Raw genomic sequence first — 22,081 nt, forward strand, 5'->3', positions numbered from 1 at the left:
GCCTTCACGGCGGTGCTCGGCGTGCTGATGGTGCTGGGCCTGCCCCTGTTCATCCCCCTCGCCGGCCTGTCCGAGCACCAGTACGGCACCCTGGCGGGCCTCACGGTCTACGCCGTGCCGCAGGTGCTCGCCGCCACGGTGCCGGTGGGCATCCTGGCGACCCAGGTCGGCACCCTGGTCAAGCTCGTGCGCGTCCTGATGCTCGGGCCCGTGGTGGTGGCCTTCTCGTTCATCGCGCCGCACCTGCCAGCGGAGGGCGCTTCGGCCAAGGGCCGGCCCGGGCGCCTCGGCTTCTTCAAGATCGTGCCCTGGTTCATCCTCGGGTTCCTGGCGCTGGCGACCCTGCGCTCGGTCGGCCTCGTCCCGGACGCCGCCTCCCAGCCGGTGACGCGCCTCGCGGGCCTCCTCACAGTGGTGTCGATGGCGGCCCTCGGCCTCGGCGTGGACGTGCGGGTCCTGGCCCGGGTCGGCGGCCGGGTCACCCTGGCGGTGACCGGCTCGCTCGTCGTCCTCCTGATCGTCAGCCTGTCGCTGATCTGGGCCCTCAGGATCGCCTGATCATTCCGATAGTCCACGAGCAATTTGCGGAGCGGACCGGCGGAAATCGACCCAATCATGTCGTAGCCGACTACCTGCCTTGCCCGTGAAAGCGGACGGTCCGCTGGAAAGTGAAAAACCTGACATCCGCTGCATCCGATCCTCCGGCTCATGGCTAGCGTTCTTGATGCCGCCTTCGCGGCAGATGGAGAGCGCCATGCGACTGAGCCTTATCGCCGTTACCCTGCTGGCTGGCACCTGCCTTGGAACCGCCGCGCGTGCCGAGACCGTTGCGGCACTCGTCGGCGATGCCTCGCTGGCGCTTGTCGACACGGCCACGAAGAAGGTTACGAAGACGGTGACGATTACCGGGATCGGCGGCAGCGTCCTCGGCATAGACGTGCGGCCAGCCGACGGCATGCTCTACGCCGTAATCTCGGATGGCAGCATCGTTACGATCGATCCGATGTCCGGCAAGGCCACGGCCAAATCAAAGCTCGACATGATGCTGGCCGCCGGCACCGCGGCAACGGTCGACTTCAATCCCGTCGCCGATCGCCTGCGCATCATCGGCTCGGACGGCACCAACCTCCGGGCCAATGTCGATGACGGCAAGGTCACCAAGGACGGACAGCTCAAGTTCGCTGAGACCGACACGATGAAGGGCAAGACCCCTAAGGTGACGGCCGGCGCCTACACCAATGCCTTCAAGGGCACGAAGGAGACGGCCCTGTTCGACATCGACACTGCTGGCGCATTGCTGAAGCAGGCTCCGCCGAATGACGGCATCCTGAACACCGTCGGCATGCTCGGCATGTCGGGCGAGGCCGTGGCCTTCGACATCGTGTCCGATGGCCAGGGCGGTAATCAGGCGTGGGCGATGGCTGGCGACACGCTCTACAAGGTGGATCTCGCGACGGGTAAGGGCGAGATGGCCGCCAAGATCACCGGCGTGTCCGGCAAGGTCCGTGACATCGCTATTCTCCCCAAGATGTAGCATCGCTCCGCACATGTAGGACCGGCCCGGCGGCCGGTCCTTCCAATCGCCGGGAAAGTCATGGAGCCGTTCGATCACGCCTCCGCGTTGGAAGGCTGCGCCCGGGGGGATCCGGCGTCGCTGCGGCGCCTCTACGACCAGGAGGCCGGGTTCCTGCTCGCCGTCGCGCTCAGGATCGTGCGGCGGCGTGATGTGGCGGCCGACGTCTTGCACGATGCCATCATGGACATCTGGGAGCGCGCCGGCACCTTCGACCGCAGCCGCGGCGCGGGCCGTGCCTGGATCACCAGCATCGTGCGACACCGCGCGCTCAAACAGATCCGGATCGTCGGCCGGGAGACGGAACTCGACGCGGCCGCGGCGACAGAGGTCGCGGACGACGCGCCCGATCCATTCGCCATCCTGGCGACGTCGCAGGACGGGACACGCCTCCATCATTGCCTTGCGCAGCTTGGTGCAGAAAGGCGGGCAGTGATCCTGCTCGCCTATGTCGATGGACTGTCGCAGTCCGAGATCGCCGAGCGACTGGGGACACCGCTCGGGACCGTGAAGGCATGGGTCCGCCGCAGCCTCATCGCCTTGAAGGATTGCCTGTCATGATCCCGAGCCAGCCGGAAGACCGCGACGTCCTGGCGGGCGAATACGTCCTCGGCCTGCTAGACCCGGCAGCCATGGCGGAGGTCGAGCAGGCCCTGAGTTCGGATGCAGATCTGGCCCGCCGCATCGCCGTCTGGGAAGAGCGGTTGCTTCCGGCCTCCGCGGCCCTCGGGAAGGCCGATGTCGATCCGGCACAATGGGCGCGGATCGAGCAAGCTCTCGCGACGCGCCGGCAGACGCTCGACCCGACCACGGCTCCCTCCCTCACGCGGGTACGACACGGTGTGTTGAGGGCGGCGTGGCGCAGCCCTACGCTGTGGCGGGCCACCACGGGCCTCGTCACGGCCGCCGCGATCCTTCTGGCGATCCTGCCGAACCGCGTCGGGGCGCCGGGCGAGAGCCCGACGCGGTACTACGCGATCCTGCAGAGTCGCGACGCCGCCGGGCAGGAGAGCGGGCCGGGATGGCTCATCCAGGTCTCCCAGAACGGCACCGTCCAGTCTCTGCCGCTGGCTGACGTGCGGCCAGGAAGCGGGCGCGCGCTGCAACTCTGGACCCTGTGGGATCAGGCGCGCGGTCCGGTCTCCCTCGGCGTGCTGCCCCCGGGCGGAGCGATCCGCCTGCCGCCGGAGCGGCTGGAAGCCATCGGCGACGGGCAGCTCTTCGAGATCACGCTGGAACCCGAGGCGGGTTCGCCGATCGGTCGCCCGACAGGTCGGATCCTGTTCATCGGCCGCGCGAAGGGGGCGGCAACACAGGACCTGTAGCGGGGCGATCGCGGTGCCCAAAGGAGCTCGTTCGCGTTCGAGGCGAGTTGTTAGAACGCACTGCCGTCGTTGCTTCGACACTCTGATCACAAGTGAACCGCCGCACATTCAACCCGATCCGATCGGAGAGTGAGCAGGCGGGGCCATACCTAAATTTGCCGCACGAACCGTCATGCGCCCTCCACCGAAAGCAGTCGTTTGTCGATCCGTGAGGTGGGCAGCCGTGTCACATCTGCGGGCCTTCGTCCGATCAGTGGGAGAGAGGCCGATTCCGGTGCACGAGTGAGCTTCGATACCGGCAGCCCCGATCTCGTCAGGTCGAAATCGCTCGCTTACCCCAAGGTCGAGATTTGGCTCGGCGGCTTACCGCCAGCGGCTGAAACTTTTCGCCGACCAGGTCCGTAATGATACGCAACGATCGGATCGTGCCGAGGCCAAAAGCCTTGATGTGAGCGCGCGATGACTATTGCGTATAAATTTAGTATATAGAAGTATTTTTTCAATTATTTAAGGAACAACGATAAGATCATGCTGTTGCCCCGTGGGTTGGATAAGATGTTCACCTCCACAGGAGATCCCACATGAAGAAGTTCACCCTTGCGCTGACCGCCTTGACCGCCCTCGGCGGCATCGCCCTCGCCGCCGGATCGGCCACCGCTGCCCCGATGTCCGTCAACGGCCTGCAGTCCGAGAGCGGCGTCACCCAGGTTCGCATGGACCGCAGTGAGCGGATGATGATGAAGAAGCGGATGATGCGGAAGCAGATGATGAAGCGTCGCATGATGAAGAAGCGGATGATGAACCGCGGCATGTGATCGTAAGCCGTTGACGCCTTCGGAGGTCCCGACGCAGGGGCCTCCACCCTGTTGGCGACGACTTCGAGGAAGACCGTTTGGCTCGCACTTACCTGACCCGCTCTGCGCCCGAGATCGGTGAGGTCGAGCGTCGCCGATGGATGTTCAGGCATCCTGTCGTCATCCGCATCACCCATTGGGTCAATGCGGTGTGCCTGCTGGTCCTGCTCATGAGCGGCCTGCAGATCTTCAACGCGCACCCGGCGCTGTACTGGGGCAACGTCTCGACTTTCGATACGCCACTGATGGCAATGTCGTCGACGGAGGACTACCCGCCCCGAGGTGTGACGACGGTGTTCGGTCATGCTTTCGAAACGACGGGCTGGCTAGGCTCATCGACGGGTTCCAACGGTGAACCGGCCGACCGCGGCTTCCCGGCGTGGACGACCCTGCCAAGCGACCAGGACCTCACGGGCGGCCGCTCCTGGCACTTCTTCTTTGCCTGGGTCTTCGTCCTGAACGGCGTCGCCTACCTGTTCTATGGGCTGGTCAGCGGACAGCTTCGGTTCCGTCTGATCCCGTCGCGAAATCAGATCCGGCACTTCGGCGCATCGGTGTGGGAGCACTTGACGCTGCGTTTCCCGCAGGGCGACGAGGCCAAGCGCTACAACGTCATCCAGAAGCTCAGCTACCTCGTCGTGCTGTTCGTGCTCCTGCCGGTGCAGGTCTTGGCCGGCCTCGCGATGTCCCCGGCGATGGACGCGGCCTTCCCCTTCCTGCTGACGCTGTTCGACGGACGCCAGTCGGCCCGCACGGTCCACTTCGTCGTGGCGGCCATGCTCGTCCTGTTCGTAATCGTGCACGTCGCCCTCGTCCTGCTCTCGGGCTTCTGGAACAACATGCGTGGCATGCTCACCGGCTGGTTTGTGATCGAGCGCAAGGTCGAGCCGTCAGCCATCACCGAAGAGCCCCGGGCATGAGCCGCCTTCCCAGCCGACGCTCCCTCCTGACGGGAGCGTCCGCCATGGCCGCAGCGGCGATGCTCGGCGGCTGCGACCGCCTCGGCAACGCGGAATGGTTTCGTCGAACGCTCAAGACCGGCGAGGACGCCAACCTTTTCGTCCAGCGCCTGCTGCTCACTGACCGGACGCTGGCCCCGGAATTTACCGAGGCCGACATCTCGCCGTGGTTCAAGCCGAACGGGACCGAGGACCCGCCCGACAAGGACTACAAGGCCCTGGCGAAGGGCAAGTTCGCCAAGTACCACCTGGAGGTCGGCGGCCTCGTCGAGGCGCCCTTCAAGCTGTCCCTGAGCGACCTCCGCAAGCTTCCGGCCCGAACCCAGATCACCCGGCACGATTGCGTCGAGGGTTGGAGCGCCATCGGCAAATGGACCGGAGTGCCCCTCTCCGAACTGCTTAACCGCGCCAAGCTCAAGCCACAGGCGCGCTACGTGGTGTTCCACTGCGCCGACACCATGGACCAGGGCAGTCTGCTCGAAGGCGGGGGAGACGTCGAGGATGCCGATGAGGTCCCTGCCGGTAACGCCAACCCGAGCATGACGAAGCAGTCGGGCGGCGACGAGAGCAGGAAAGACTTCGGCGGCCAACAGGCGACGGAGGACGATGCGGCCAGCGGCGGAACGCCAGTTCGGTTCTACGAGAGCATCGACCTGGTCGACGCGTTCCACCCGCAGACCATCCTCGCCTACGACATGAACGGGCAGGCGCTTCCGGTGTCGAACGGCGCACCGTTGCGCCTGCGGGTCGAGCGCAACCTCGGCTACAAGCAGGCGAAATACGTGATGCGCATCGAGGTGGTCGAGAGCTTCGCCAACATCGGCGCCGGCAAGGGCGGCTACTGGGAGGACCAGGGCTACGCCTGGTACGCCGGCATCTGAGTTGGCGCGGACGTGACGTCCACGTCACTTTGAGCATGCATGGCGCCAACCTCTCGTGGCGAGCTCCGACAGAGTTTTCCGGTGACGTTCGGCGCTTGCAAACTGCCGAGTGGGGTCGGACCCGCGCCGTGTAGCTGGCAATCGGACCGGCGACGTGGCCTGGAAGCGTCCGGTGAGAATGGCCCGCGGGCGCGACTGAAGTACCCGGCCTGACGAGATCCGGGACGGCCCGATGTTCGGACCGCAGCGTGAATAGCGAAGGACAATGCTATCATGTCCCTGCATTTTGAACGCCTTGGCACGGGCCGGCCGCTGCTCATGGTCCATGGGCTAGGGTCCAATCTCCGCACCTGGGATCCGCTACTGCCCGCATTGCGCGATTCGCGCCAACTGATCCTGGTCGACCTACCGGGGCATGGCAGATCGGCCCCGCTTGCGGGTCGGCAGACGACGGAGGCTCACGCGGACGCCCTCGCCGGCTTCGTGCAGGCGCAAGGCCTGACGACAGCGGACCTTGTCGGCAGTTCGGTGGGGGGCCGGCTGGTGCTGGAGCTGGCGCGGCGGGGCATCGGTCGGCACTGCGTGGCGCTTGATCCCGGCGGGTTCTGGCACGGATGGGAAACGCGCTGGTTTCACTGGACGCTCGCGGCATCGATACACTTGGTGCGATTGCTGCGGCCCTTCCATGCCGGCCTGTCGCGCCACGCCGTCACCCGTACGCTGCTGCTCGCCCAACTGTCGGCCCGTCCGTCGGCACTGCCACCGCAGCTTGTCGTAGGGGAGTTGCAGAGCCTGGCGGCCACACCGGTGTTCGATGCGATGCTGCGTGAGCTGGCACGCGGGCCGTTGCAGCAGGGTTCGGCAACGACGCCCGGCCTCGTCACCATAGGCTGGGGCCGCCAAGACCACCTGCTGCTGCCGCGTCAGGCTGCACGCGCCCAGGTAGCATTCCCGTCGGCCCGTCTGCACTGGTTCGAGCGCTGCGGCCACTTCCCGCATTGGGATCAGCCTGCCGAGACGGCGCGCGTGATCCTCGAAACAATTCAGAAGGATGCACCTTGAATTGGCTCGTCGAACACCCGAGCCCACGGTCATCAAGGCGGCCTCTAGGTCTACCTGGCACTGAGCGACTTCCGCCACCCTGATAACGGCGTCGCGGCCGAGGACACCGCCGGCATCGACCGCATCCCGACGTGAGGAACAGCGCGATGGCGCCTCCGTTAAATCCCGACATCCATAAGGACGATGACATGAGCTTGCAGGGCAAGAAGATCGCGATCCTGATCGCACCGCGCGGTACCGAGGAGCCGGAGTTCGCGAAGCCCCATGAGGCGGTGAAGCAGGCCGGGGCGACCGTGACGGTCATCGGCCTGGAGGCCGGCGAGGCCGAGACCGTGAACAACGACCTCGATCCGGCCGGACGCTACCAGGTGGACAGGACCATCGAGGGAGCGTCAGCGGCGGACTACGACGGGCTCGTCATCCCCGGCGGCTGCGTCGGCGCCGATAAGCTCCGGGCGAGCAAAGATGTCGTGGCGTTCGTTCGGGACTTCTTCGCCGCAGGCAAGCCGGTCGGCGTCATCTGCCACGGGCCTTGGACCCTGATCGAAGCGGACGTCGTGAAGGGACGGACGCTGACCTCCTATCCCACGGTCCGGCGCGACATCGAGAACGCCGGCGGCACCTGGGTCGACGAGGAAGTCGTTTGCGACAAGGGGCTCGTCACGAGCCGCACTCCCGAGGACCTCCCGGCCTTCTGCGCCAAGATCGTCGAGGAGTTCGCGGAGGGCCGCCATCCCGAGCAGGCACGAAGCGCCTGAGGGGTCGGGTAGCCAGCGATCCGCTCTTGAGTCTCCGGGGCGGTCGATGGGCCGCCCCGGGCCATACCTTGACGACGTCCCGTGGCCGGGACGCCCTCGCGGAAGCCTCCATCAGCCCTTGATGGCGCCGATCTGCTTGAGGATGCCGAGCTCGTCGGATGAGCCCCACCGCTCGACCATCTTGCCGTCGACGAAGCGGCCGATCTGCATGCCGCGGACCTTGATGGCCTTCCCGGTCGGCTTGTGGCCGTTGAAGTCGCCCTGGTGCGTGCCGGTGAGCGTGTAGGCGAAGGCGACGCTGTCCCCGTCGGCAACGAGCTTCTTCACCTCGACCTTCATGTCGGGGAAGGCGGAACGGAGCTGCGTGAAGAAAGCCTGGTATCCCTCGGGACCCATGTGCTGGCCCGGCGCCGGGTCGTGATCGTGGCAATCTGGGGCGACGACCTCGGGGAAGGCATCGAACCGACCGCCGTTGACGAGTTCGCCGAACTTTTCGGTCGCTTGGATGCTGGTCTCGCGGGACATGGTGTTCCTTTGGGTTTGGGGGCAGCGACACGGCGCTGGGTATCTCGACGCACGGGAAACTCCCGCCATGGTCGGACGTTGCCGATGCCGCGCACGACCGGGTCGGGATGACCGCTAGGCATGACGCCGGATCGTGGCGCGGTAACTAGTCGGCCGCTGGCTGAGACATCAGGCCTATCTCGCAGCACAACGCGACGAAGCGGGCACAGACGCGTCCGATGGCCGATCCGTTCTGCCGGCGGAACTCGGCGATCGTCTTGTGATCGGGCGACAGCCGGCCCGTCAGCCACATGACCTCGTCGTTCCGGCCCGCTTCCAGCTCCAGACGTCGGCTCGACGGGACCCGGTTGAGATAGCCGTAGACGTAGAGCTTCAGAAGCGCGGCCGGCTGGTAGCCCGGCCGTCCCGTCGCCGCTGCATCGACGCCCGCAAAGCCGAGAGTGCCAAGATCCAGCGCCTCAACGAAGGCATCGAGTACGCGGACCGGGCTGTCCTCGGCGATCCAATCTTCTAGACAAGGCGGGAAACAGCGTCATCTGATGGCGCTCGGCACCGACCACAAACCGTCCCATGCCAGCCTCCGATCATCCCGGAGAAAACTACCATCATCGGCGTTTTGACACAGCCAGGGTCGGAAGCGGTCCCCGCGGTTATTTCCGCTTCGATCTATCCGCCACCCGAAAGCGGACTGGCGGAAATTCACCCGACCCAGTCGCAGAGCAGACAGTCTACTGGCGACCCAACCACGCCTAAGACGCTCGTCGATAGCAAACCCAAAGGCGGCCATTCATCCGGTGGCAGGAGACATCCGGGCGCTCGGCTGACCGAGCCGTCGACGTAGCCGATCCGCTCCCGTCGCGTGGCCAGACGCATCTGGATACATCATCGACAAGATCGCCCAGTCGTCCTAGGCGAACAGAGCTGTCATCCTTGCCCGGCAACGGGAACGCCTCCATCACGAGGGCCCTCGCTTTTCCTCCGACCGCCCTGAGCCAGCGCCTGATGCCAAACTTGATGGAGTCGAGCCTACGTGCCGCTGCCGAGGGCCTTGTCGCGCTGGTGGCGGCCTGCAATCGGTTGCGCCTTCCGAGGACGCAGCACCCCTTCGTGGTCGGTGTCCACGCGCCGATGCGCGAGGAACTTTCCCTTCAGGATTTGCCCGTGACCGGGACGATTCCGGCGGGGCTCGACGGCCGTTACCTAAAGATGGGCGCCAACCCCGCTCGCCCGACGACACGCGGCCACGACTGGTTCCTGGGCGACGGCATGGTGCACGGTCTCTGCATCGAGAATGGAAAGGCCCTGTGGTACCGTAACCGCTGGATCGGCTCGCACGCGGCGTCCGCAGCGCTCGGCCGGCCGGCTGCCCCTGGGCCGCGCCGTGGCGACGACACCGTCAACACCAACGTCGTCGCGATCGACGGCCGAGCCTTCGCCGTGGTCGAGGCCGGCAGTTACCCCGTCGCGCTGTCCGAGGATCTGGATACGCAGCGCTACGATCCGTTCGACGGGACCCTCACCGGCTCCTTCACCGGGCACCCGCATCACGATCCGGAGACCGGCGAGACACATGCCATCGCCTACGACGGCCGCGTCTGGGACAGCGTCCGCCACGTCGTCATCTCACCCGTGGGCAAGGTCGTGCGGGATGTGGCGATTCCGGTCGAGCACGGTCCCTGCATCCACGATTGCGCGATCACGAGGCGCTTCGTGGTCGTGCTCGACCTGCCCGTCACCTTCTCGATGCGGGCGGTGCTGACCGGTTACCGCTTCCCGTTCCGCTGGAATCCCGCCCACCGCGCCCGCGTCGGCCTGCTGCCGCGGCACGGCACGGCTGGCGACATCGTCTGGTGCGCCGTTGATCCGTGTTTCGCCTTCCACGTCGCGAACGCCTACGACGACGCTGATGGACGCGTGGTCCTCGACGTCGTGGCCTACGAGAGTGTGTTCGCCTCAGCCGGCGGCGGCCTCGATAAGCCGGGCCAATTGGAGCGCTGGATCGCCGACCCGGCGACGGAGCGAGTCGACCGTCGGGTGATTGATCCCGCGGCGCAGGAGTTCCCCCGGATCGACGAGCGTCGCTTCGGACGACTCCACCGGTACGTCTACACGGGCTCGGTCCCCGCCGACGGTAACACGCAGCTCGTGGGCGCGACGCAGCTCTACAAGTACGATCTGGCAACGGGGGAGCGGCGCGTGCACGAGTTCGGCCCCGACCGCGTCACGGGTGAATTCGTCTTTGTGCCGGCCAGGCCTGAGGCAGAAGAAGACGAGGGCTGGCTCGTCGGGTTCGTCGTCGACACGGCGAGTGACACGACCGATTTCGTCATCCTCGAAGCGCGCGCGTTCGAGGCAGCGCCCGTCGCCGCGGTCCACCTCGGGCACCGGATCCCGCCAGGCTTTCACGGGAATTGGTTTCCAACGTCGTGGGCCGAGTGATTGTCTCTGGATGCTTCGACATGCGAATGGCGTTCATAAGCAATACTTCATGAGGCGCAGGGTCGTCCGGCAATGCCCGAGAACCCGAAATGCCTGTCGCGAGCGACCCGAGGCCTGCCGTCGTCCAGGATCACGGTGGGAGACCGTTCCGCCTCGACGTCGTGCCCGGGCCGCTGGGACCGACAGGCCTCACTGCCATCGATGCCCGCTGGCGGGCAGAAAACGACCTCTCGGTCGGCCAGATCGTCCTGCTCGACAACCCGCTGCTGCGTGAGCCCCTGTCACTCGGACAAATGAAGCCGCGCCCAATCGGCCATTGGGGCACAACGCCCGGCCTCAATTTCCTCTCAGCGCGCTTCAGGCGAGCCCTTCGCTTGCAGCTGATACGAGGGTGAGCTTAGGCGGCTCGACGGGCTCAGCCGCAAGCCGTCGAAAAATCCCAAGCACGGACTCGGGTGATGCCTGCGTTGCCGCTCCATTGGCCACTTCGTCCTGGGACCACATCCATGTGCGTGCGGGGTCGCTCCGCATGGCCCAGGCGGGAAAAAGACGCTCGGTCGCATCCGCGTAGGAGAGGCGATTGACCTCAAGATGCCGATCATCTTTGACGATCCGCGCATACGTCGCATCGAGAGCGTCTGCTGTGCCCTCCAAAAGTTGGAGATAGATGTCTCCTCGACAAATCAGAGCGCCTGTCAGACCATCCCGTGTATTGCAGCGCCGCGATTGGGTGAGGATACTATCCAAGGCGGATTGATCGAATCCGAACGGACGGGACGCATAGATGAGCTGCACGAGCTTCATTTGGCCAGCCTCCGATCAAGTTGCGTTCGAAATCTTGGGCTCATTCGCAGGATGCAGGTTTGGTGTCAGGCTGGCGCCTCTCTTCGAGACCGATGTCGAGAAGCCTCTGCGCCAGAAGGACAGCCGTTGGCGCGTCGACGGCGGAGGCATCCGCGCCGACACGCTCGACGAGTTCTGGCTCATCGAGGAAGATAGGGCCACCCACCATGATGCCGACCGAACGGTTCCGTGAGACGTCGCGGATCGACTGAATCGAAGCCTTGAGCCCCTCGATGCGGGTCTCGCAGCTCAGTGTGAGTCCTACGACATCGAACCACGTCGACCCCACGAGGCTTGCGATCTGCCCCGGGCTGGAGGCCAGGCCACTCGTGACCCGCCATCCTGCGACTTGCAGGAACTGCTCGACGACGGCCACGCCAAACGTATGCAGCTCGCCCGGTGCCCCCATCAGGAGGGCCGCACGGTTCTCGTCGTGAGAGGAGACCTTCGGTTTGGATCTGAATTGCGACAGGAGCAGCTGAAGGCGAGCAACGCCCGCAGTCACCTCGATGAAGTCACAGAGGTCCTCGTCCCATAAGCGTCCGAGCAAGGAGGCGGCAGGTGCAAGGAGTTCGAGGAACATGCTCTCGGTGGAATAGCCTTTGGCTAAGTGATCTCTGACGGCGTCCGAAGCTGCCGAGAGATCCGAACCGAGGAGGAGTTGCGTGAAGGCTTCGATCTGTTGCGCGTCAGGTTTGGCAAGCGGGGCGCTCGTCGCGGGCGCAAGCTGCGGGTGAAGCAGCTTCAAACGCGGGATGATGTCTGTTTTGACGATGCGGCTGAGAGCCAGGGCGCGCTGACGGCTTTCCTTGGCCATGCGTTTGCGCGCATAGGCCAGTCGAACCTCCGAGACCCAGCCCGCTGGTCGCGCCGACGGATCCGTCCACGCAGCGGTGGACAAAGCGAGGTTTGACATGGTCCGTTCCCCCGAACTCTCTTCCTTCGCCGGGGCGCTTGTCGGTCGATGCCGTGCACCTCTTGGACATATCAGAGCGCCGCTCCGACAGATTGTAAAGGCGCTTGCGAAAAGTTCCTGGATCGACGTGTGCTTGTTCTGCACGGCAATCCATAGGGGTATTATTACATCCGCCGGGCTCGCGCGCTCATCGATCCGGGCATCGACGCTTTGGATACATTGTTTGAAAGCTACCGCGCGCTGCTGCGGCTAAGCTCGCCCAAGCGCATGTATAGGACCCGTGTCGAGTTGTTGTAGGATGCGCGTCAGGGCCGCGATATTGTCCTTGTCGTCGGTGTTTTCGAGTGCGTCCCGCAATACGACGCGGATGTCCTCGGCTTCGACCTTCTCCATGTCCCAGTTCGGATAGAGTCGCTCGCGTTCTTCCTCACTCTGACTGAGCGTTACGATATCGTGATGCCGTGGATCACCGTGGAGGCTCGCGACCAGATTTTGCATCTGAGCCGCCGGCCCCTCGATCCATTGAAAGAAAATGCCACTACCGAAGACCAAAACTCCGGTGATGCCGCGAGCGAGATTGTGCCGCTGGGCCGCCTCGACGATACGGTCGACCTCCGCGTCATCGACGCCTTCGGCGGCACGGCTGCAGTAGACGAAGTGATACAGAGCGGGCACAGCGCCTTCGTCCAACTCAGCGCCACGGAGAAAGCCGTATTCGTCCAACATGGGTGGACCCTCTCCGGGGAAGCGGGACGGGCCGTTCTGCCCCGCACGTAGACGGCACGATAGCGCATCTCACCGGATTTGAAACTGGACTCGATTGCTCAGGCGTCGCGCCGACATCGCGGATTCTCCCGTGCGATGGGCCCGTCAGCGCGGACAGCCTCAGCCGATCCCGCCTGTCGCGTCCTCCTTGGAGGACTGTCTCGAACATGAGGCGCGAGCGCACAGGCGACGTGACAGCAGCCGTTGCCAGGTCTTGCCGCTCAGCTGACAGGCTTCGAACCGAAGAGGGCTGCCTTCGGGTATCCATGGTGTAAACCCGGCGATCAACCAGCCAGCGCCGCAGATGATGCCGCTGCCACGGGTCTGCTCAACGAAAGCGGACCGGCAAACCCCGACCCAACACAGTCATTAGGATCGCCATCAGCGCTTCCCGAAAGCGGCCATTCGTCGGCCGTCCGGCAATTTCGGCTCGGGATGGGTAACGGACCTTGACCTTCTGCCCCGAAGCGGACACCGAACCATTGGAGTGCAGCAGTCACCGTCTACCGGCAGAGGCCAAGCTGCCTCTGTCAATGATCTCGACCGCGCCACGACGTAGCTCGACCAGACCAGCCTCTGCCCATTGCGCCAGAATGCGACTCACCACCTCGCGGACGCTGCCGATGTCAGTAGCTATTTCCTGGTCAATCGAAAGACTGGCGCCATGGACCTGATCAAGGGTGAGAGCCGCAAGGTCGATAGGATCTCGTGCCGCAAGCACGACAGCCTCATCCCGATTCCAGTGGACGAGCGTCCGGCGAACAAATTCTGAGTGACCCGTTCTGGCTCCGAACGCATCTGAGGAGGCGGGTATCCCTGACGTAGCTAATTCGCGCATGCCCTTGCGCTTGCGTTCCGTCACGCACCTGATCGCCGCCACCGTCCTCCTGCCCCTGGGCATCCTGCTCCTCGGCCTGTGGGAGCAGGAGCGGGCCGGCGCCGATTGGGCGGACCTCGTCGCCGAGCGGCGGCACCTGACACGCATCGTCGCGGATCTGGAGGCGCGGGCGCCGCCGGACGGGCGCCCCGATTTCCGGATGCAGTTCCGCCGCAACGGCAAGGGTTATGGCGGTCCACTCGCCCTGGTTCAGGCCCGGGCGGCCCGGGACGAGGTCGCGACCCTGACGACGGTCATGGACTGGCGCCGCCTGCTCCCGCCCGTGGTCGTCGCGGCCGGGGGGGGCGCCGCACTCCTGTCGATCCTCGTGCTCCTCGCCGGCGCCGCTCTCGGGCGGCTGGGGCGGGCCTCGCGCGACGCGCTGGTGGCCGGCTTCTCGTGGATGCGCCGCCTGCTGCCGCCGGTGCTCGCCCTCCAGGTGCTCTTTACCACGGCGGGCTTCGTCGCCGCCGTGGTCTTCGAGGCCGGGTTGCTGGCACGGCCCGGGCTGGGCGGCAGCGAGATCAAGATGCTGTTCGTGGCCGTCGTCGCCATCGGGGCGGTCCTGGTCGCGGCGGGCGCCACAGTGCTCGGCCTGCGCCGTGCGCTCTCCGCCTTCGAGCCCGACCCCCTGTCGATCTTCGGCCGGGTCGTCTCGCCCGCCGAGGCGCCGGGCCTGTGGCGGCTGATCGAGGGGCTGGGTGAGCGGCTCGGGGCGTTGAAGCCCGAGGCCGTGGTGGTCGGCCTCACGGGCGGCTTCTTCGTCAGCGCCGGTCCTGCCGTGGTCGAGCCCGGCGGCGCGCCGCTGACGGGCCGGATCCTCTACCTGCCGCTGCCCTACCTCGCCCTCCTGCGGGGCGACGAGGTGGCGGCGATCATCGGCCACGAACTCGCCCACTACGCCGGGGGCGACACCGTCTACAGTCAGCGATTCCTGCCCATCTACGCCGGCGTCGGGCGCTCCCTCGACGCGGTGGCGGAGGGACATGCCGGGTCCTTCGGGCTGCTCGGTCCGTCCCTGCGCCTCGGCGTCTTCGTCATGGAGAACTTCCACCTCGCCGTGCGCCACTGGAGCCGGACCCGCGAGTTCGCTGCCGACGCGGCGGGCGCCAGCCCGGTCTCCGTCGACGCCGCCGCGCGGGCGCTCCTGCGCACCGGGGCCGTGGCCCCCCGCATCGCCGAGACCTTGGACGCCGCCGCCGAAGCGCCCGGGTCCGCCCCGGCCGACCTCGTGGCGGCGAGCCTCGACCACGCCATCGCGCGCGGCCTCGACGATCCGGCGACGCATCTCGAGGCGGAGCAGGCCCACCCCACCGACACCCATCCGCCGACCCGCGAGCGCTTGGCGGCTTTGGGACGGACCCTTGATACCGAACTCCTGGCCGCCGCGGCCGCGGTGCCACCCCCGCACGCGCTCGGCCAGCTCGCCGCCTACTTCGCCGACCCCACCGGCCTCTGCCGCGCGGCGACGCACGACTTCCTCGACGCGGTGCGGACCCGCGACGCGGCGTTCCGCGCGCACCTGGAGGCGACGGTGGCGGAGATCGGCACCGAGGCACGGGTGCTGCGCGAAAGCACCCGCCCGGGGGCCATCGCCCTCCTGGTCGCCGGCGGCTTCTTCATCGGGGTCGCCCTCCTGTGGCTCGCCGCCGGCCTGCCCGGCCTGTCCGCCAGCCAGGCGGGGGCCGTTATGGGGGTGGCGCTGGCCTGCGGGGCGGTCCTCGGCGGCATTGGCGGTTTCCGGCTGTGGCGGGGCGAGCGCACGACGATGATCCTGAGCCCCGATTCCGTGGCGGTGCCCGGCCTCGACCGGCCGATCCCCTGGGACAGCATCGCCGACCTCGACATGACGACCCGGCAGAACGGCGTCGTCACCCGCCTGCTGCTGCCGCCGGAGGCGCCGTTCCCGCAACGGGTGCCGGGCGGCCGCAAGGTGAAGCTCGATGCGGGCCGGCGTATAGTCACCATCACGGCGGGCCTGCCGTACCGGATGTCTGTACAGGACTTCGCCGGCCTCATCGGCCGCTACCGGCAGGCGGCGCAGGCGCGCCGTGTCCTGGCCGAGACCGCGGCGGCCTCCGAATCCTCCCAGACTCCCGTGATCCCGTGAGGTTCCGAGCATGAACACCGCTGCCGACCGCCCCGAGCCCCTGCGCCTGCCGCCGCCCCGCCAGGGCTGGGGCAACATCTTCTGGACCCTATTCGGCCTCGTGGCGCTAGCGGCCCTCCTCGTCGCCTGCGCCGTCTACACGGCCCCGCCCGTGATCTCGGATTGGCAAATCCGGGACACGGCGCGCCCCGTCGCCGCCGCGCGGGTGAGCGACGGCAAGTGCGGCGCCAAGATCGTGCTCCATCTCTGCGACATGACCCTCACCCTGCCCACGCCGACGGGCACGGTGGTGCGCCGGATCAATACCGTGTTCACGGGCATGCACGTGGGCGATTACAGCGTCCGGGTGCTGGCTGATCCGGCCCGGCCCGACCTCGTCACCACCGATCTCGCCCTCGACCGCCTGTGGAACCGCACCGTCACGCTTCTAGTCATCGCCGGGGCGCTGGCGGTCATCATCGTCGCGGCCCTCGCCGCGATGGTGCGCAACCGGCGCGCCGGCGCGATGGGCTAACGCGGTCGCGGCCCGGGCGGATCGCTCCGAAACACGAGGGATAAGGACCAGCACATGATCGTCTTCTGGACCGGGCGCGGCTACTGGGTCGTCCTCTTCGTGGCGCTGGCGATGTTCCTGCCCCTGATCGTCCTGCGGCAGGTCGACGGGCCGGAAGTTGACAGGGCGGTCTGCCTCACCATGAGTCTCGCGGCGCTCGCCGTCCTCGGTCTCGGATGGCGCTGGAACCACGGCACGACCTTCGGGCCGGCCGGGCGCGACCACGCCTTCTGGGGTCTGCCGATGCAGGTCTGGGCCGTGCCGATGCTCGTGTTCGCGGCCCTGCTCGGGACCAGCACCATCACCACGGCGGAGGCTCCGCGCGCCCGCCCTTCCTTCCAGGAATCCAGCGGCGTTGTCCGGTGAATCTCAGCCCCGCGTCACGAAAAACCAGTTCGGCGCGAGGCGGCGGTCGCTCTCGGCCCCGGAGCCGGCCGGAAACGCATCGTCCGGCCGGTACACGAACGACGTGCCCCAGGGCGTGCCACCCGGGATCGGTTCATCCAGGCCGATCTCGCCGCCGGGACCGCGGGTGAACCCAGCGAGCCCGAGGCGTTCGAGGGCGCCGCAGAGGGCGCGGTAGCGGGCGTAGGGAACCCCGAGTTCCCGCAGGACGTCGATCTCCCGCAGACTGTCCGTGTCGCGCGTGCCTTGCGGGCGGTACGGGGTGACGCGCCGGCCGTTGACGAGGTGGGTGTTCTCCCACCACGCCGTTCGCTTCGCCTCCGCCGGAGGATCGTCCCGTCCGCGTTCGAAGGACACCAGGGTGGGCATGGCCGCGATCTCGGCCACCACGGCGTCGAGCCGCGATCGGTTCAGGACGAAGTAGCCCGTCGTCGTTCCGAACGCCGCCCAGATCACGGCAGCAGAGAAGACCGCCAGGGCCAGGAAGGCCGCGACCCGGCGCTTCGCCGCGCGGGCGAACGCTGGCACCGCGACGACGGCCGCGGCGATCCCCGGGGCCGGCGCGTAGGCGACGAGGGCCCAGCCGAACACGACGACACCGCAGCCGCCGACGATGAGGGCCGCCCTTCGCGTCCCGTCGGACCGAGGGGCAATCATGGCGGGACGATCATCGCCGAGAATCCCCGACCAGAATCCTCGAACGGCGCCGTCATCGAACGGCCGCACGGTCGATGCGGGCGCGTCGCGCCGGGAGGTGCCGGCCCAGGAGCACGAGGCCGAGCCAAGCCAAAACCCAAGCCAAAACCCAGGCCGAAAACCACGCCGCGAGCCAGATCTCGTACAGGTGGGCGTCGAGGGCGGCTTCCCCATCGAGGCCGAGCCAGCGCGCGAGCCCGTGCGGGACCGGAAGGTCGGTCCAGAGGAAGACGCGCAGGACCGGGATCGAGAGCAGGCCGACGGCGAGGACGAGGCCGGCCGCCCGGTAGAGGGGCCGCGCCGCGCCCTCCAGGGTGCCGACGAGGCCGCCGACGAGGGCCGTGCCGAGCCAGAGTTCGACGGGCCGCAAGGTCGGATCGGTTCCGGGTTCGGCGGGCAGGAGGGGAAACAGCAGGAAGACCGGGGCGAGGCCGAGCGCCAGCAGCAATCCGAGGAGCGGAACGTGCAGCAGCCGCAAGACGCGTCGGCGGACCGGATCGCCGGCGTCGGGGCCCCGCTCAGCCGTCCGCATCGCGCGCCCGGTCGAGGGCCTTCAGGACGCTGGGGTCACCCCGGTGGCGCCGTCGCAGCGTCCGCTCGTCCGCCTCGGCGGCGTCGCAGCGCAGGCGCTTCACGGCCGCCGCGATGGCCCGGCCGCGCGCCGCGTCCGTTGCATCCTCCCCGCCCCAATGGTTGCAGTCCCGCAGCCGCGTCACGTACGCCGTCACGTCGCCCGGCAGAGCGGGCGCGGCCCGGACGGCGAGCGGCCCGAGGAGCGGCGCGGCGAGAAGCGTTGCGAGCGGCTCGGCAGAACCCTTGGCGACCTTGGCGAGAACGGTCCGCATGGCTCTCCATCCTGCCTTTCCTCGGGGCTCCCGCGCCGTATACAGGGAACCCGCATGAGACGCAGTCTTCTCCCCGCCGCCCGCTTCGCCGCCGCCCACTTCGCGCTCTTCGCAGCGTGCCTCCCCGCCCCGTCAGGGGCGGCGGGATGGGAGGCGGCGCGGTTCGAGCCGCCCGCGGAGACCGAGACCGCGACGTCTGGAGAGGGCAAGATGTCGGGGGAGGGCAAGCAGATCACCTGCACCACCTACCGCGATCTCATGGTGCGCGAGAGCGACACCGACACGCCGGACCCCGAGGACGCGACCCTCGTGCCCCTCGCGAACGGTGCCGCCCCCGCCTGCGCCGCCGCGCCGGGGCCGGGTGCGCGCATCCTGGCGACCGCCGGCCAGCGCTTCCTCGGCCGCACGGGCGGGTTCCTCGTCTTTGAGCAGGCGAGCACCAACGGCACCGTCCCGTTCGCGGTGCTCGACGCGGGCATGGGCCGCACCCTGATCCGGGACACGACCGCCGAGGCGGGCATCGACTCCTTCGCGGTCGCGGACGGGACCCTGCGGCTCGGTTTCCAGCGCGGCGTGCAGGGGGCCTGCTCGATCCCGAAGCACGGCGCCGAGTGCTGGGCGCGGATCGCCCGCGACGGGCCGCTTCCGCCCGCCGTCGCGGCCCTGCCGGCGCCCGTGAAGGCCTGCGCCGGGAGCTATCGGGCCGGAAAGGCCCCGAAGGACACGCTCAGCATCGTCTCGTTTCCCGTACGCCTCACGGGGACCGCCCCGCCCACCGTCGAGGCCGGCGGCCCGGTGCGCTGCGCCCCGACACCGTGAAGGCGATCTCCTCGTGAGGGCGGGTCGCACTTTGACAGCGTGCCCGCCCCGTCATCGAACCGTCACGCCAACCCCGCATCCGGGGCCGTCCTACCGAGGAATTGCCGTATGATCTCTCGCCGTCACGCCCTCGTCGCCGCGCTCGCCCTGTCGGTCCTGTCCGCCCCCTCGGCCATGGCCGAGCCGACCATCGGCCTCGCCGAGCGCCGGGCGATCGCGGCCTACCGCCAGGACCGCTACCCCGCGCAGGAGAAGGCGATCCAGGAGGCGGCGGGCTTCGCCGTGCCGGTGGAGGTGGCGTGGGACGACCTCACGCTCCCGGGCGACGCCAAGTACTATTCCGACCCGGACTATTTCGAGAAGACGATCTTCGAGCCCCTCGCCGCCGGGCTGAAGGAGGTGGCCAAGGACAAGATGGGCCGCGACGCTCTGGCCGCGAAACTCAAGACCATCCGCGTCCGCTTCGACGAGAACACCGCGCCCGCCTCGAACTACGCCAAGCGCCTCACGTTCGACGGCGGGGTCCTCGACGTGAACTGGCGGCCGTTCACCAACGTCGCCGACTCGAAGGACCGGGTCGAGGCCGTGGTGAAGCTGCTGGAGAAGGGCCTCTGACGGTGCGTGGCACCGCCCTGGGCCTCGCCGCCCTGCTCGCCGCCTGCGGCGCAGCGGCGGCCGAGCCGGCCGCCCGGTCCGGCACCTACGACAGCCTGACCCTGGCGGTTTCCGGCGATGCGGTGACGGGGGTCTTCGCCGAGCAGCGGGGGGCGGCAGATGCCGGGAGCCCGCAATTCGCCTGCGTGTTCCTCCTGCGCGGGACCCTCGCGGGCGACCGGGCCAAGGTCGAGACGTGGTTTCCCGACGAGCCGGAGCGCATTCCGGGGGACCTCGCCTTCACCCCGGACGGCGCCGCGCTGACCCTCGCGGAGGATCACGGCGGGTGTTCGATGACCACGGGCACCATGGTGGGGACCCCCTACGCGCTCTCGCGGCGTGCGGCGGCGGTCCCGGACGGATGGATCGGCGTCGGCCTCGTGACGGCCGAGCGCACGGCTTTCCGGCCGGAACCCAGCCCGGCTCCGGCCCGGGCGCCCTACCTCGTCCGGCTCGATCCCGTCGCGGTGCTGGAGCGGCGGGACGCCTGGGTGCGCGTGCGCTACCAGGGCGAGAAGACCCCGGTCATCGGCTGGCTGCCGGCGGCCGACCTCGCCGTGGTGACGCCCTGACCCCCTCGCCGCCCGAACGGGCCGAAGGCCCGCCCCCGACCCCAGGACGATCCCATGCGCCGAACGCTGTCCCACACCTTCCTCCCGCTGATCCTCGTGGCCGGCCCGGCCGTCGCCCAGGCCCCCGCCGTGCCGCCGCGCCCGGCCACGACCTGGGTGCCGGTTGAGGAGCCCATGAGCGCGCTCCTCAACGGCGGCCACCGCATCGTCTCCGCCTCCGGTCCGAGCTTCACCCTCGAGCGGGGCGGCAAGTACGTGGTCTGCGAGGTGCGGCCGGCGGGCGGGATGCGCGGGGCTGCCGAGACCACCTCGACCTGCCACCGTGTGAACTGAGGCCGGTGCGATGGACGCCACGGACGCGTCCCTTCGCGCTCGGTTCGATGCCCTGTGGGCGCGGACCGTCGGCACGCCCGGCGCGGCGACGTGGCGGGCCCTCGACGCGGGCTACGGCGCGGCGGACCGGCACTATCACGGCTGGCCCCACGTCGCGGCGCTGCTCACGGGGCACGATTCCGTGCGGGCACATCCCGATTTCGCGGACGTCGACGGCAATGCCATCGATCTCGCCATCGCCTTCCACGACGCCGTCTACGACACCGCCCGCGCCGACAACGAGGCCCGCAGCGCCGACCTGCTGCGTGCCGAGGCGGGGCCGGCGTCCGGGGATGCGCGCGTCCGGGCCGCGATCGCGATGATCCACGCGACGGCGGCGCACGGCCCGAGCGCGGACCCGGCGACACGGCTCCTCCTCGACCTCGATCTCGCCGTGCTCGGTGCGCCGCGCGCCGTCTACGCGGCCTACGCGGCGGCGATCCGCCGGGAATACGCCGCCGTTCCCGAGGCGGCGTGGCGGCTCGGACGCGCTCAGATCCTCGACCGCTTCCTCGCCCGGCCGCGCCTCTACCAGACCGACCTCTTCCACGACCGCTTGGAGGCGGCCGCCCGCGCCAACCTCGCGGCGGAAGCGGCCAGGCTCCGCGCCGGACCCACGGAATAGGCGGACTCACGGAATAGGAACGTCCCGCATGCGTCCCTCGCGTCGCGCCGCGCGCCTCGTCGCGCTCCTCGGCCTGCCCCTCGTGCTCGCGGCCTTCGCGGCGGAGGGCCGGTTCGGCACCACGCGGTACCGCCTCGCCGGGACCGCGTACGCCGTGCCGCACACCTACGAGTTTTCCCGAAATTTCCGCCTGCCCTGGCTCGACGCGCTCCCGGGGCTCGGCCGGGAACCGGCGGATTCGCTCTGGCTGATGCTGCCCGCCGCCGAGGTCGCGGCGGGCCTCCCCGGCTACAGCCCCCTCAGCCACGGCCATGCCGGCCCGTTCGCCGCCGACCTCGTGGTCCACGTCGTCGGCGACCCGGACGGGCGCCGCTTCGCACCCCTCCACGCCCGGCAATGGGGCATTTTCGATGCGCGGCTCGCCGAGGGCGCGCCGTGGCGGCCCGACCCGTCCGGCGGCGAGCGCCTCGTCCATTCCGAGGGCGTCGACCATCGGCGCTTCTACCGCCTCCCGTCCCGGCACGCGGCGCGGCCGGCCGACTAGGCCCCGCCCGGCTGCCTCGCCTCGGACACTTCGGACAAGCGCGAGGTCTCCACCTGCACCTACCTCGTCCACCGCGACGGCCTCACCTACGATTTCTCCCTGCGCCCGG

Annotated in this window: 27 protein-coding genes and 2 pseudogenes; 20 read left to right on the top strand and 9 right to left on the bottom strand. The window is 68.4% G+C overall.

Annotation, left to right across the window (positions count from 1 at the left end):
- The 9 genes from MFF30_RS07270 to MFF30_RS07310 all read left to right on the top strand — a co-directional run.
- The coding region (locus tag MFF30_RS07270) for a YeiH family protein (RefSeq protein WP_238278263.1) at window positions 1-558 on the top strand (558 nt) is incomplete at its 5' end.
- Window positions 559-643: 85 nt separating this feature from the next.
- Window positions 644-1,534 (top strand): DUF4394 domain-containing protein, encoded by an 891-nt coding sequence (locus tag MFF30_RS07275; RefSeq protein WP_238278307.1) that lies wholly within the window; start codon window positions 644-646, stop codon window positions 1,532-1,534.
- A 60-nt stretch (window positions 1,535-1,594) separates the two neighbouring features.
- Complete coding sequence (locus MFF30_RS07280) at window positions 1,595-2,134, top strand: sigma-70 family RNA polymerase sigma factor (RefSeq protein WP_238278265.1); 540 nt, start codon at window positions 1,595-1,597, stop codon at window positions 2,132-2,134.
- Window positions 2,131-2,898 (top strand): anti-sigma factor, encoded by a 768-nt coding sequence (locus MFF30_RS07285; protein WP_238278267.1) that lies wholly within the window; start codon window positions 2,131-2,133, stop codon window positions 2,896-2,898. Before MFF30_RS07280 ends, MFF30_RS07285 begins: the two co-directional genes overlap by 4 nt.
- Window positions 2,899-3,479: 581 nt before the next feature.
- A complete protein-coding gene (locus MFF30_RS07290) occupies window positions 3,480-3,713 on the top strand; it encodes a hypothetical protein (protein ID WP_108039823.1) in 234 nt (77 codons plus the stop codon).
- 140 nt (window positions 3,714-3,853) lie between these two features.
- Window positions 3,854-4,672, top strand: a complete 819-nt coding sequence (locus MFF30_RS07295; protein WP_238278268.1) for a cytochrome b/b6 domain-containing protein — start codon at window positions 3,854-3,856, stop codon at window positions 4,670-4,672.
- On the top strand, window positions 4,669-5,592 hold the full coding sequence (locus MFF30_RS07300) for a molybdopterin-binding protein (RefSeq protein WP_238278270.1): 924 nt from the start codon (window positions 4,669-4,671) through the stop codon (window positions 5,590-5,592). The genes MFF30_RS07295 and MFF30_RS07300 overlap by 4 nt, the downstream gene beginning before the upstream one ends.
- Before the next feature lie 273 nt (window positions 5,593-5,865).
- A complete protein-coding gene (locus MFF30_RS07305; protein WP_238278272.1) occupies window positions 5,866-6,654 on the top strand; it encodes an alpha/beta fold hydrolase in 789 nt (262 codons plus the stop codon).
- Between the two features lie 188 nt (window positions 6,655-6,842).
- The gene (locus MFF30_RS07310) at window positions 6,843-7,412 is read left to right on the top strand and encodes a type 1 glutamine amidotransferase domain-containing protein (protein WP_238278274.1); all 570 of its coding nucleotides are present in this window, start codon (window positions 6,843-6,845) and stop codon (window positions 7,410-7,412) included.
- 111 nt (window positions 7,413-7,523) lie between these two features.
- On the opposite strand, the gene MFF30_RS07315 is transcribed toward MFF30_RS07310, so the two are convergent.
- Window positions 7,524-7,937, bottom strand: coding sequence for an ester cyclase (locus tag MFF30_RS07315; protein ID WP_238227732.1), 414 nt, complete (start codon window positions 7,935-7,937; stop codon window positions 7,524-7,526).
- A 163-nt stretch (window positions 7,938-8,100) separates the two neighbouring features.
- Window positions 8,101-8,509 (bottom strand): annotated as a pseudogene (locus tag MFF30_RS07320) (transposase); the annotation flags it as partial.
- A 442-nt stretch (window positions 8,510-8,951) separates the two neighbouring features.
- Between MFF30_RS07320 and MFF30_RS07325 the strand changes: the two are divergent.
- Together MFF30_RS07325 and MFF30_RS07330 are read left to right on the top strand one after the other, a co-directional pair.
- Window positions 8,952-10,376, top strand: coding sequence for an 8'-apo-carotenoid 13,14-cleaving dioxygenase (locus tag MFF30_RS07325; RefSeq protein WP_444543511.1), 1,425 nt, complete (start codon window positions 8,952-8,954; stop codon window positions 10,374-10,376).
- Between the two features lie 89 nt (window positions 10,377-10,465).
- Window positions 10,466-10,750, top strand: a pseudogene (locus tag MFF30_RS07330) (phosphoketolase family protein); the annotation flags it as partial.
- On the opposite strand, the gene MFF30_RS07335 reads toward MFF30_RS07330, so the two are convergent.
- The 4 genes from MFF30_RS07335 to MFF30_RS25935 form a co-directional block, all read right to left on the bottom strand.
- The gene (locus MFF30_RS07335; protein ID WP_238278278.1) at window positions 10,734-11,180 is read right to left on the bottom strand and encodes a BLUF domain-containing protein; all 447 of its coding nucleotides are present in this window, start codon (window positions 11,178-11,180) and stop codon (window positions 10,734-10,736) included. The pseudogene MFF30_RS07330 and the gene MFF30_RS07335 overlap by 17 nt on opposite strands.
- Before the next feature lie 40 nt (window positions 11,181-11,220).
- Entirely contained in the window at window positions 11,221-12,135 is a 915-nt protein-coding gene (locus MFF30_RS07340) for a cobalamin B12-binding domain-containing protein (RefSeq protein WP_238278280.1), read from the bottom strand.
- 249 nt (window positions 12,136-12,384) lie between these two features.
- Window positions 12,385-12,861 (bottom strand): BLUF domain-containing protein, encoded by a 477-nt coding sequence (locus MFF30_RS07345; RefSeq protein WP_238278282.1) that lies wholly within the window; start codon window positions 12,859-12,861, stop codon window positions 12,385-12,387.
- 535 nt (window positions 12,862-13,396) lie between these two features.
- Window positions 13,397-13,600 (bottom strand): helix-turn-helix domain-containing protein, encoded by a 204-nt coding sequence (locus MFF30_RS25935; RefSeq protein ID WP_274533118.1) that lies wholly within the window; start codon window positions 13,598-13,600, stop codon window positions 13,397-13,399.
- 136 nt (window positions 13,601-13,736) lie between these two features.
- Between MFF30_RS25935 and MFF30_RS07355 the strand changes: the two genes are divergently transcribed.
- Genes MFF30_RS07355 through MFF30_RS07365 form a run of 3 tightly spaced genes read left to right on the top strand, consistent with a single transcriptional unit; the run spans window position 13,737 to window position 16,806 of the window.
- Complete coding sequence (locus tag MFF30_RS07355) at window positions 13,737-15,887, top strand: M48 family metalloprotease (RefSeq protein ID WP_238278284.1); 2,151 nt, start codon at window positions 13,737-13,739, stop codon at window positions 15,885-15,887.
- A 10-nt stretch (window positions 15,888-15,897) separates the two neighbouring features.
- The gene (locus MFF30_RS07360; RefSeq protein ID WP_056088171.1) at window positions 15,898-16,401 is read left to right on the top strand and encodes a hypothetical protein; all 504 of its coding nucleotides are present in this window, start codon (window positions 15,898-15,900) and stop codon (window positions 16,399-16,401) included.
- 54 nt (window positions 16,402-16,455) lie between these two features.
- Window positions 16,456-16,806: a hypothetical protein gene (locus MFF30_RS07365; protein ID WP_056088173.1), complete on the top strand. Its 351-nt coding sequence runs from the start codon at window positions 16,456-16,458 to the stop codon at window positions 16,804-16,806.
- Between the two features lie 3 nt (window positions 16,807-16,809).
- Here MFF30_RS07365 and MFF30_RS07370 read toward each other — a convergent pair whose 3' ends face one another.
- Genes MFF30_RS07370 through MFF30_RS07380 form a run of 3 tightly spaced genes read right to left on the bottom strand, consistent with a single transcriptional unit; the run spans window position 16,810 to window position 18,386 of the window.
- Window positions 16,810-17,502 carry a hypothetical protein gene (locus tag MFF30_RS07370; protein WP_056088175.1) on the bottom strand — a complete coding sequence of 231 codons (693 nt, stop codon included), beginning with the start codon at window positions 17,500-17,502 and terminating at the stop codon, window positions 16,810-16,812.
- 52 nt (window positions 17,503-17,554) lie between these two features.
- Entirely contained in the window at window positions 17,555-18,019 is a 465-nt protein-coding gene (locus tag MFF30_RS07375; RefSeq protein WP_238278286.1) for a hypothetical protein, read from the bottom strand.
- Window positions 18,020-18,059: 40 nt separating this feature from the next.
- A complete protein-coding gene (locus MFF30_RS07380; RefSeq protein WP_238278288.1) occupies window positions 18,060-18,386 on the bottom strand; it encodes a hypothetical protein in 327 nt (108 codons plus the stop codon).
- Between the two features lie 54 nt (window positions 18,387-18,440).
- Between MFF30_RS07380 and MFF30_RS07385 the strand changes: the two genes are divergently transcribed.
- The 6 genes from MFF30_RS07385 (at window position 18,441) to MFF30_RS07410 (ending at window position 21,972) form a co-directional block, all read left to right on the top strand.
- Window positions 18,441-19,205 (top strand): hypothetical protein, encoded by a 765-nt coding sequence (locus MFF30_RS07385; RefSeq protein ID WP_238278291.1) that lies wholly within the window; start codon window positions 18,441-18,443, stop codon window positions 19,203-19,205.
- A gap of 108 nt (window positions 19,206-19,313) precedes the next feature.
- Entirely contained in the window at window positions 19,314-19,820 is a 507-nt protein-coding gene (locus MFF30_RS07390; RefSeq protein ID WP_238278293.1) for a hypothetical protein, read from the top strand.
- A gap of 2 nt (window positions 19,821-19,822) precedes the next feature.
- Window positions 19,823-20,431 carry an SH3 domain-containing protein gene (locus MFF30_RS07395; RefSeq protein ID WP_238278295.1) on the top strand — a complete coding sequence of 203 codons (609 nt, stop codon included), beginning with the start codon at window positions 19,823-19,825 and terminating at the stop codon, window positions 20,429-20,431.
- 54 nt (window positions 20,432-20,485) lie between these two features.
- Window positions 20,486-20,764, top strand: coding sequence for a hypothetical protein (locus tag MFF30_RS07400; RefSeq protein WP_238278297.1), 279 nt, complete (start codon window positions 20,486-20,488; stop codon window positions 20,762-20,764).
- Between the two features lie 10 nt (window positions 20,765-20,774).
- Window positions 20,775-21,428, top strand: a complete 654-nt coding sequence (locus tag MFF30_RS07405) for an HD domain-containing protein (protein WP_238278299.1) — start codon at window positions 20,775-20,777, stop codon at window positions 21,426-21,428.
- Window positions 21,429-21,456: 28 nt separating this feature from the next.
- Window positions 21,457-21,972 (top strand): hypothetical protein, encoded by a 516-nt coding sequence (locus MFF30_RS07410; protein WP_238278301.1) that lies wholly within the window; start codon window positions 21,457-21,459, stop codon window positions 21,970-21,972.
- The last annotated feature ends 109 nt before the right edge of the window (window positions 21,973-22,081 follow it).

It is taken from the genome of Methylobacterium goesingense (assembly GCF_022179225.1).
In the GTDB taxonomy this organism is placed as follows: Bacteria; Pseudomonadota; Alphaproteobacteria; order Rhizobiales; family Beijerinckiaceae; genus Methylobacterium; species Methylobacterium goesingense.

Bases quoted from the DNA above. Each gene is read 5' to 3' on its own strand.
- MFF30_RS07280 (WP_238278265.1), top strand. From the start codon at position 1,595: ATGGAGCCGTTCGATCACGCCTCCGCGTTGGAAGGCTGCGCCCGGGGG.
- MFF30_RS07285 (WP_238278267.1), top strand. From the start codon at position 2,131: ATGATCCCGAGCCAGCCGGAAGACCGCGACGTCCTGGCGGGCGAATAC.
- MFF30_RS07290 (WP_108039823.1), top strand. From the start codon at position 3,480: ATGAAGAAGTTCACCCTTGCGCTGACCGCCTTGACCGCCCTCGGCGGC.
- MFF30_RS07295 (WP_238278268.1), top strand. From the start codon at position 3,854: ATGTTCAGGCATCCTGTCGTCATCCGCATCACCCATTGGGTCAATGCG.
- MFF30_RS07300 (WP_238278270.1), top strand. From the start codon at position 4,669: ATGAGCCGCCTTCCCAGCCGACGCTCCCTCCTGACGGGAGCGTCCGCC.
- MFF30_RS07305 (WP_238278272.1), top strand. From the start codon at position 5,866: ATGTCCCTGCATTTTGAACGCCTTGGCACGGGCCGGCCGCTGCTCATG.
- MFF30_RS07310 (WP_238278274.1), top strand. From the start codon at position 6,843: ATGAGCTTGCAGGGCAAGAAGATCGCGATCCTGATCGCACCGCGCGGT.
- MFF30_RS07315 (WP_238227732.1), bottom strand. From the start codon at position 7,937: ATGTCCCGCGAGACCAGCATCCAAGCGACCGAAAAGTTCGGCGAACTC.
- MFF30_RS07325 (WP_444543511.1), top strand. From the start codon at position 8,952: ATGGAGTCGAGCCTACGTGCCGCTGCCGAGGGCCTTGTCGCGCTGGTG.
- MFF30_RS07335 (WP_238278278.1), bottom strand. From the start codon at position 11,180: ATGAAGCTCGTGCAGCTCATCTATGCGTCCCGTCCGTTCGGATTCGAT.
- MFF30_RS07340 (WP_238278280.1), bottom strand. From the start codon at position 12,135: ATGTCAAACCTCGCTTTGTCCACCGCTGCGTGGACGGATCCGTCGGCG.
- MFF30_RS07345 (WP_238278282.1), bottom strand. From the start codon at position 12,861: ATGTTGGACGAATACGGCTTTCTCCGTGGCGCTGAGTTGGACGAAGGC.
- MFF30_RS07355 (WP_238278284.1), top strand. From the start codon at position 13,737: ATGCCCTTGCGCTTGCGTTCCGTCACGCACCTGATCGCCGCCACCGTC.
- MFF30_RS07360 (WP_056088171.1), top strand. From the start codon at position 15,898: ATGAACACCGCTGCCGACCGCCCCGAGCCCCTGCGCCTGCCGCCGCCC.
- MFF30_RS07365 (WP_056088173.1), top strand. From the start codon at position 16,456: ATGATCGTCTTCTGGACCGGGCGCGGCTACTGGGTCGTCCTCTTCGTG.
- MFF30_RS07370 (WP_056088175.1), bottom strand. From the start codon at position 17,502: ATGATTGCCCCTCGGTCCGACGGGACGCGAAGGGCGGCCCTCATCGTC.
- MFF30_RS07380 (WP_238278288.1), bottom strand. From the start codon at position 18,386: ATGCGGACCGTTCTCGCCAAGGTCGCCAAGGGTTCTGCCGAGCCGCTC.
- MFF30_RS07385 (WP_238278291.1), top strand. From the start codon at position 18,441: ATGAGACGCAGTCTTCTCCCCGCCGCCCGCTTCGCCGCCGCCCACTTC.
- MFF30_RS07390 (WP_238278293.1), top strand. From the start codon at position 19,314: ATGATCTCTCGCCGTCACGCCCTCGTCGCCGCGCTCGCCCTGTCGGTC.
- MFF30_RS07400 (WP_238278297.1), top strand. From the start codon at position 20,486: ATGCGCCGAACGCTGTCCCACACCTTCCTCCCGCTGATCCTCGTGGCC.
- MFF30_RS07405 (WP_238278299.1), top strand. From the start codon at position 20,775: ATGGACGCCACGGACGCGTCCCTTCGCGCTCGGTTCGATGCCCTGTGG.
- MFF30_RS07410 (WP_238278301.1), top strand. From the start codon at position 21,457: ATGCGTCCCTCGCGTCGCGCCGCGCGCCTCGTCGCGCTCCTCGGCCTG.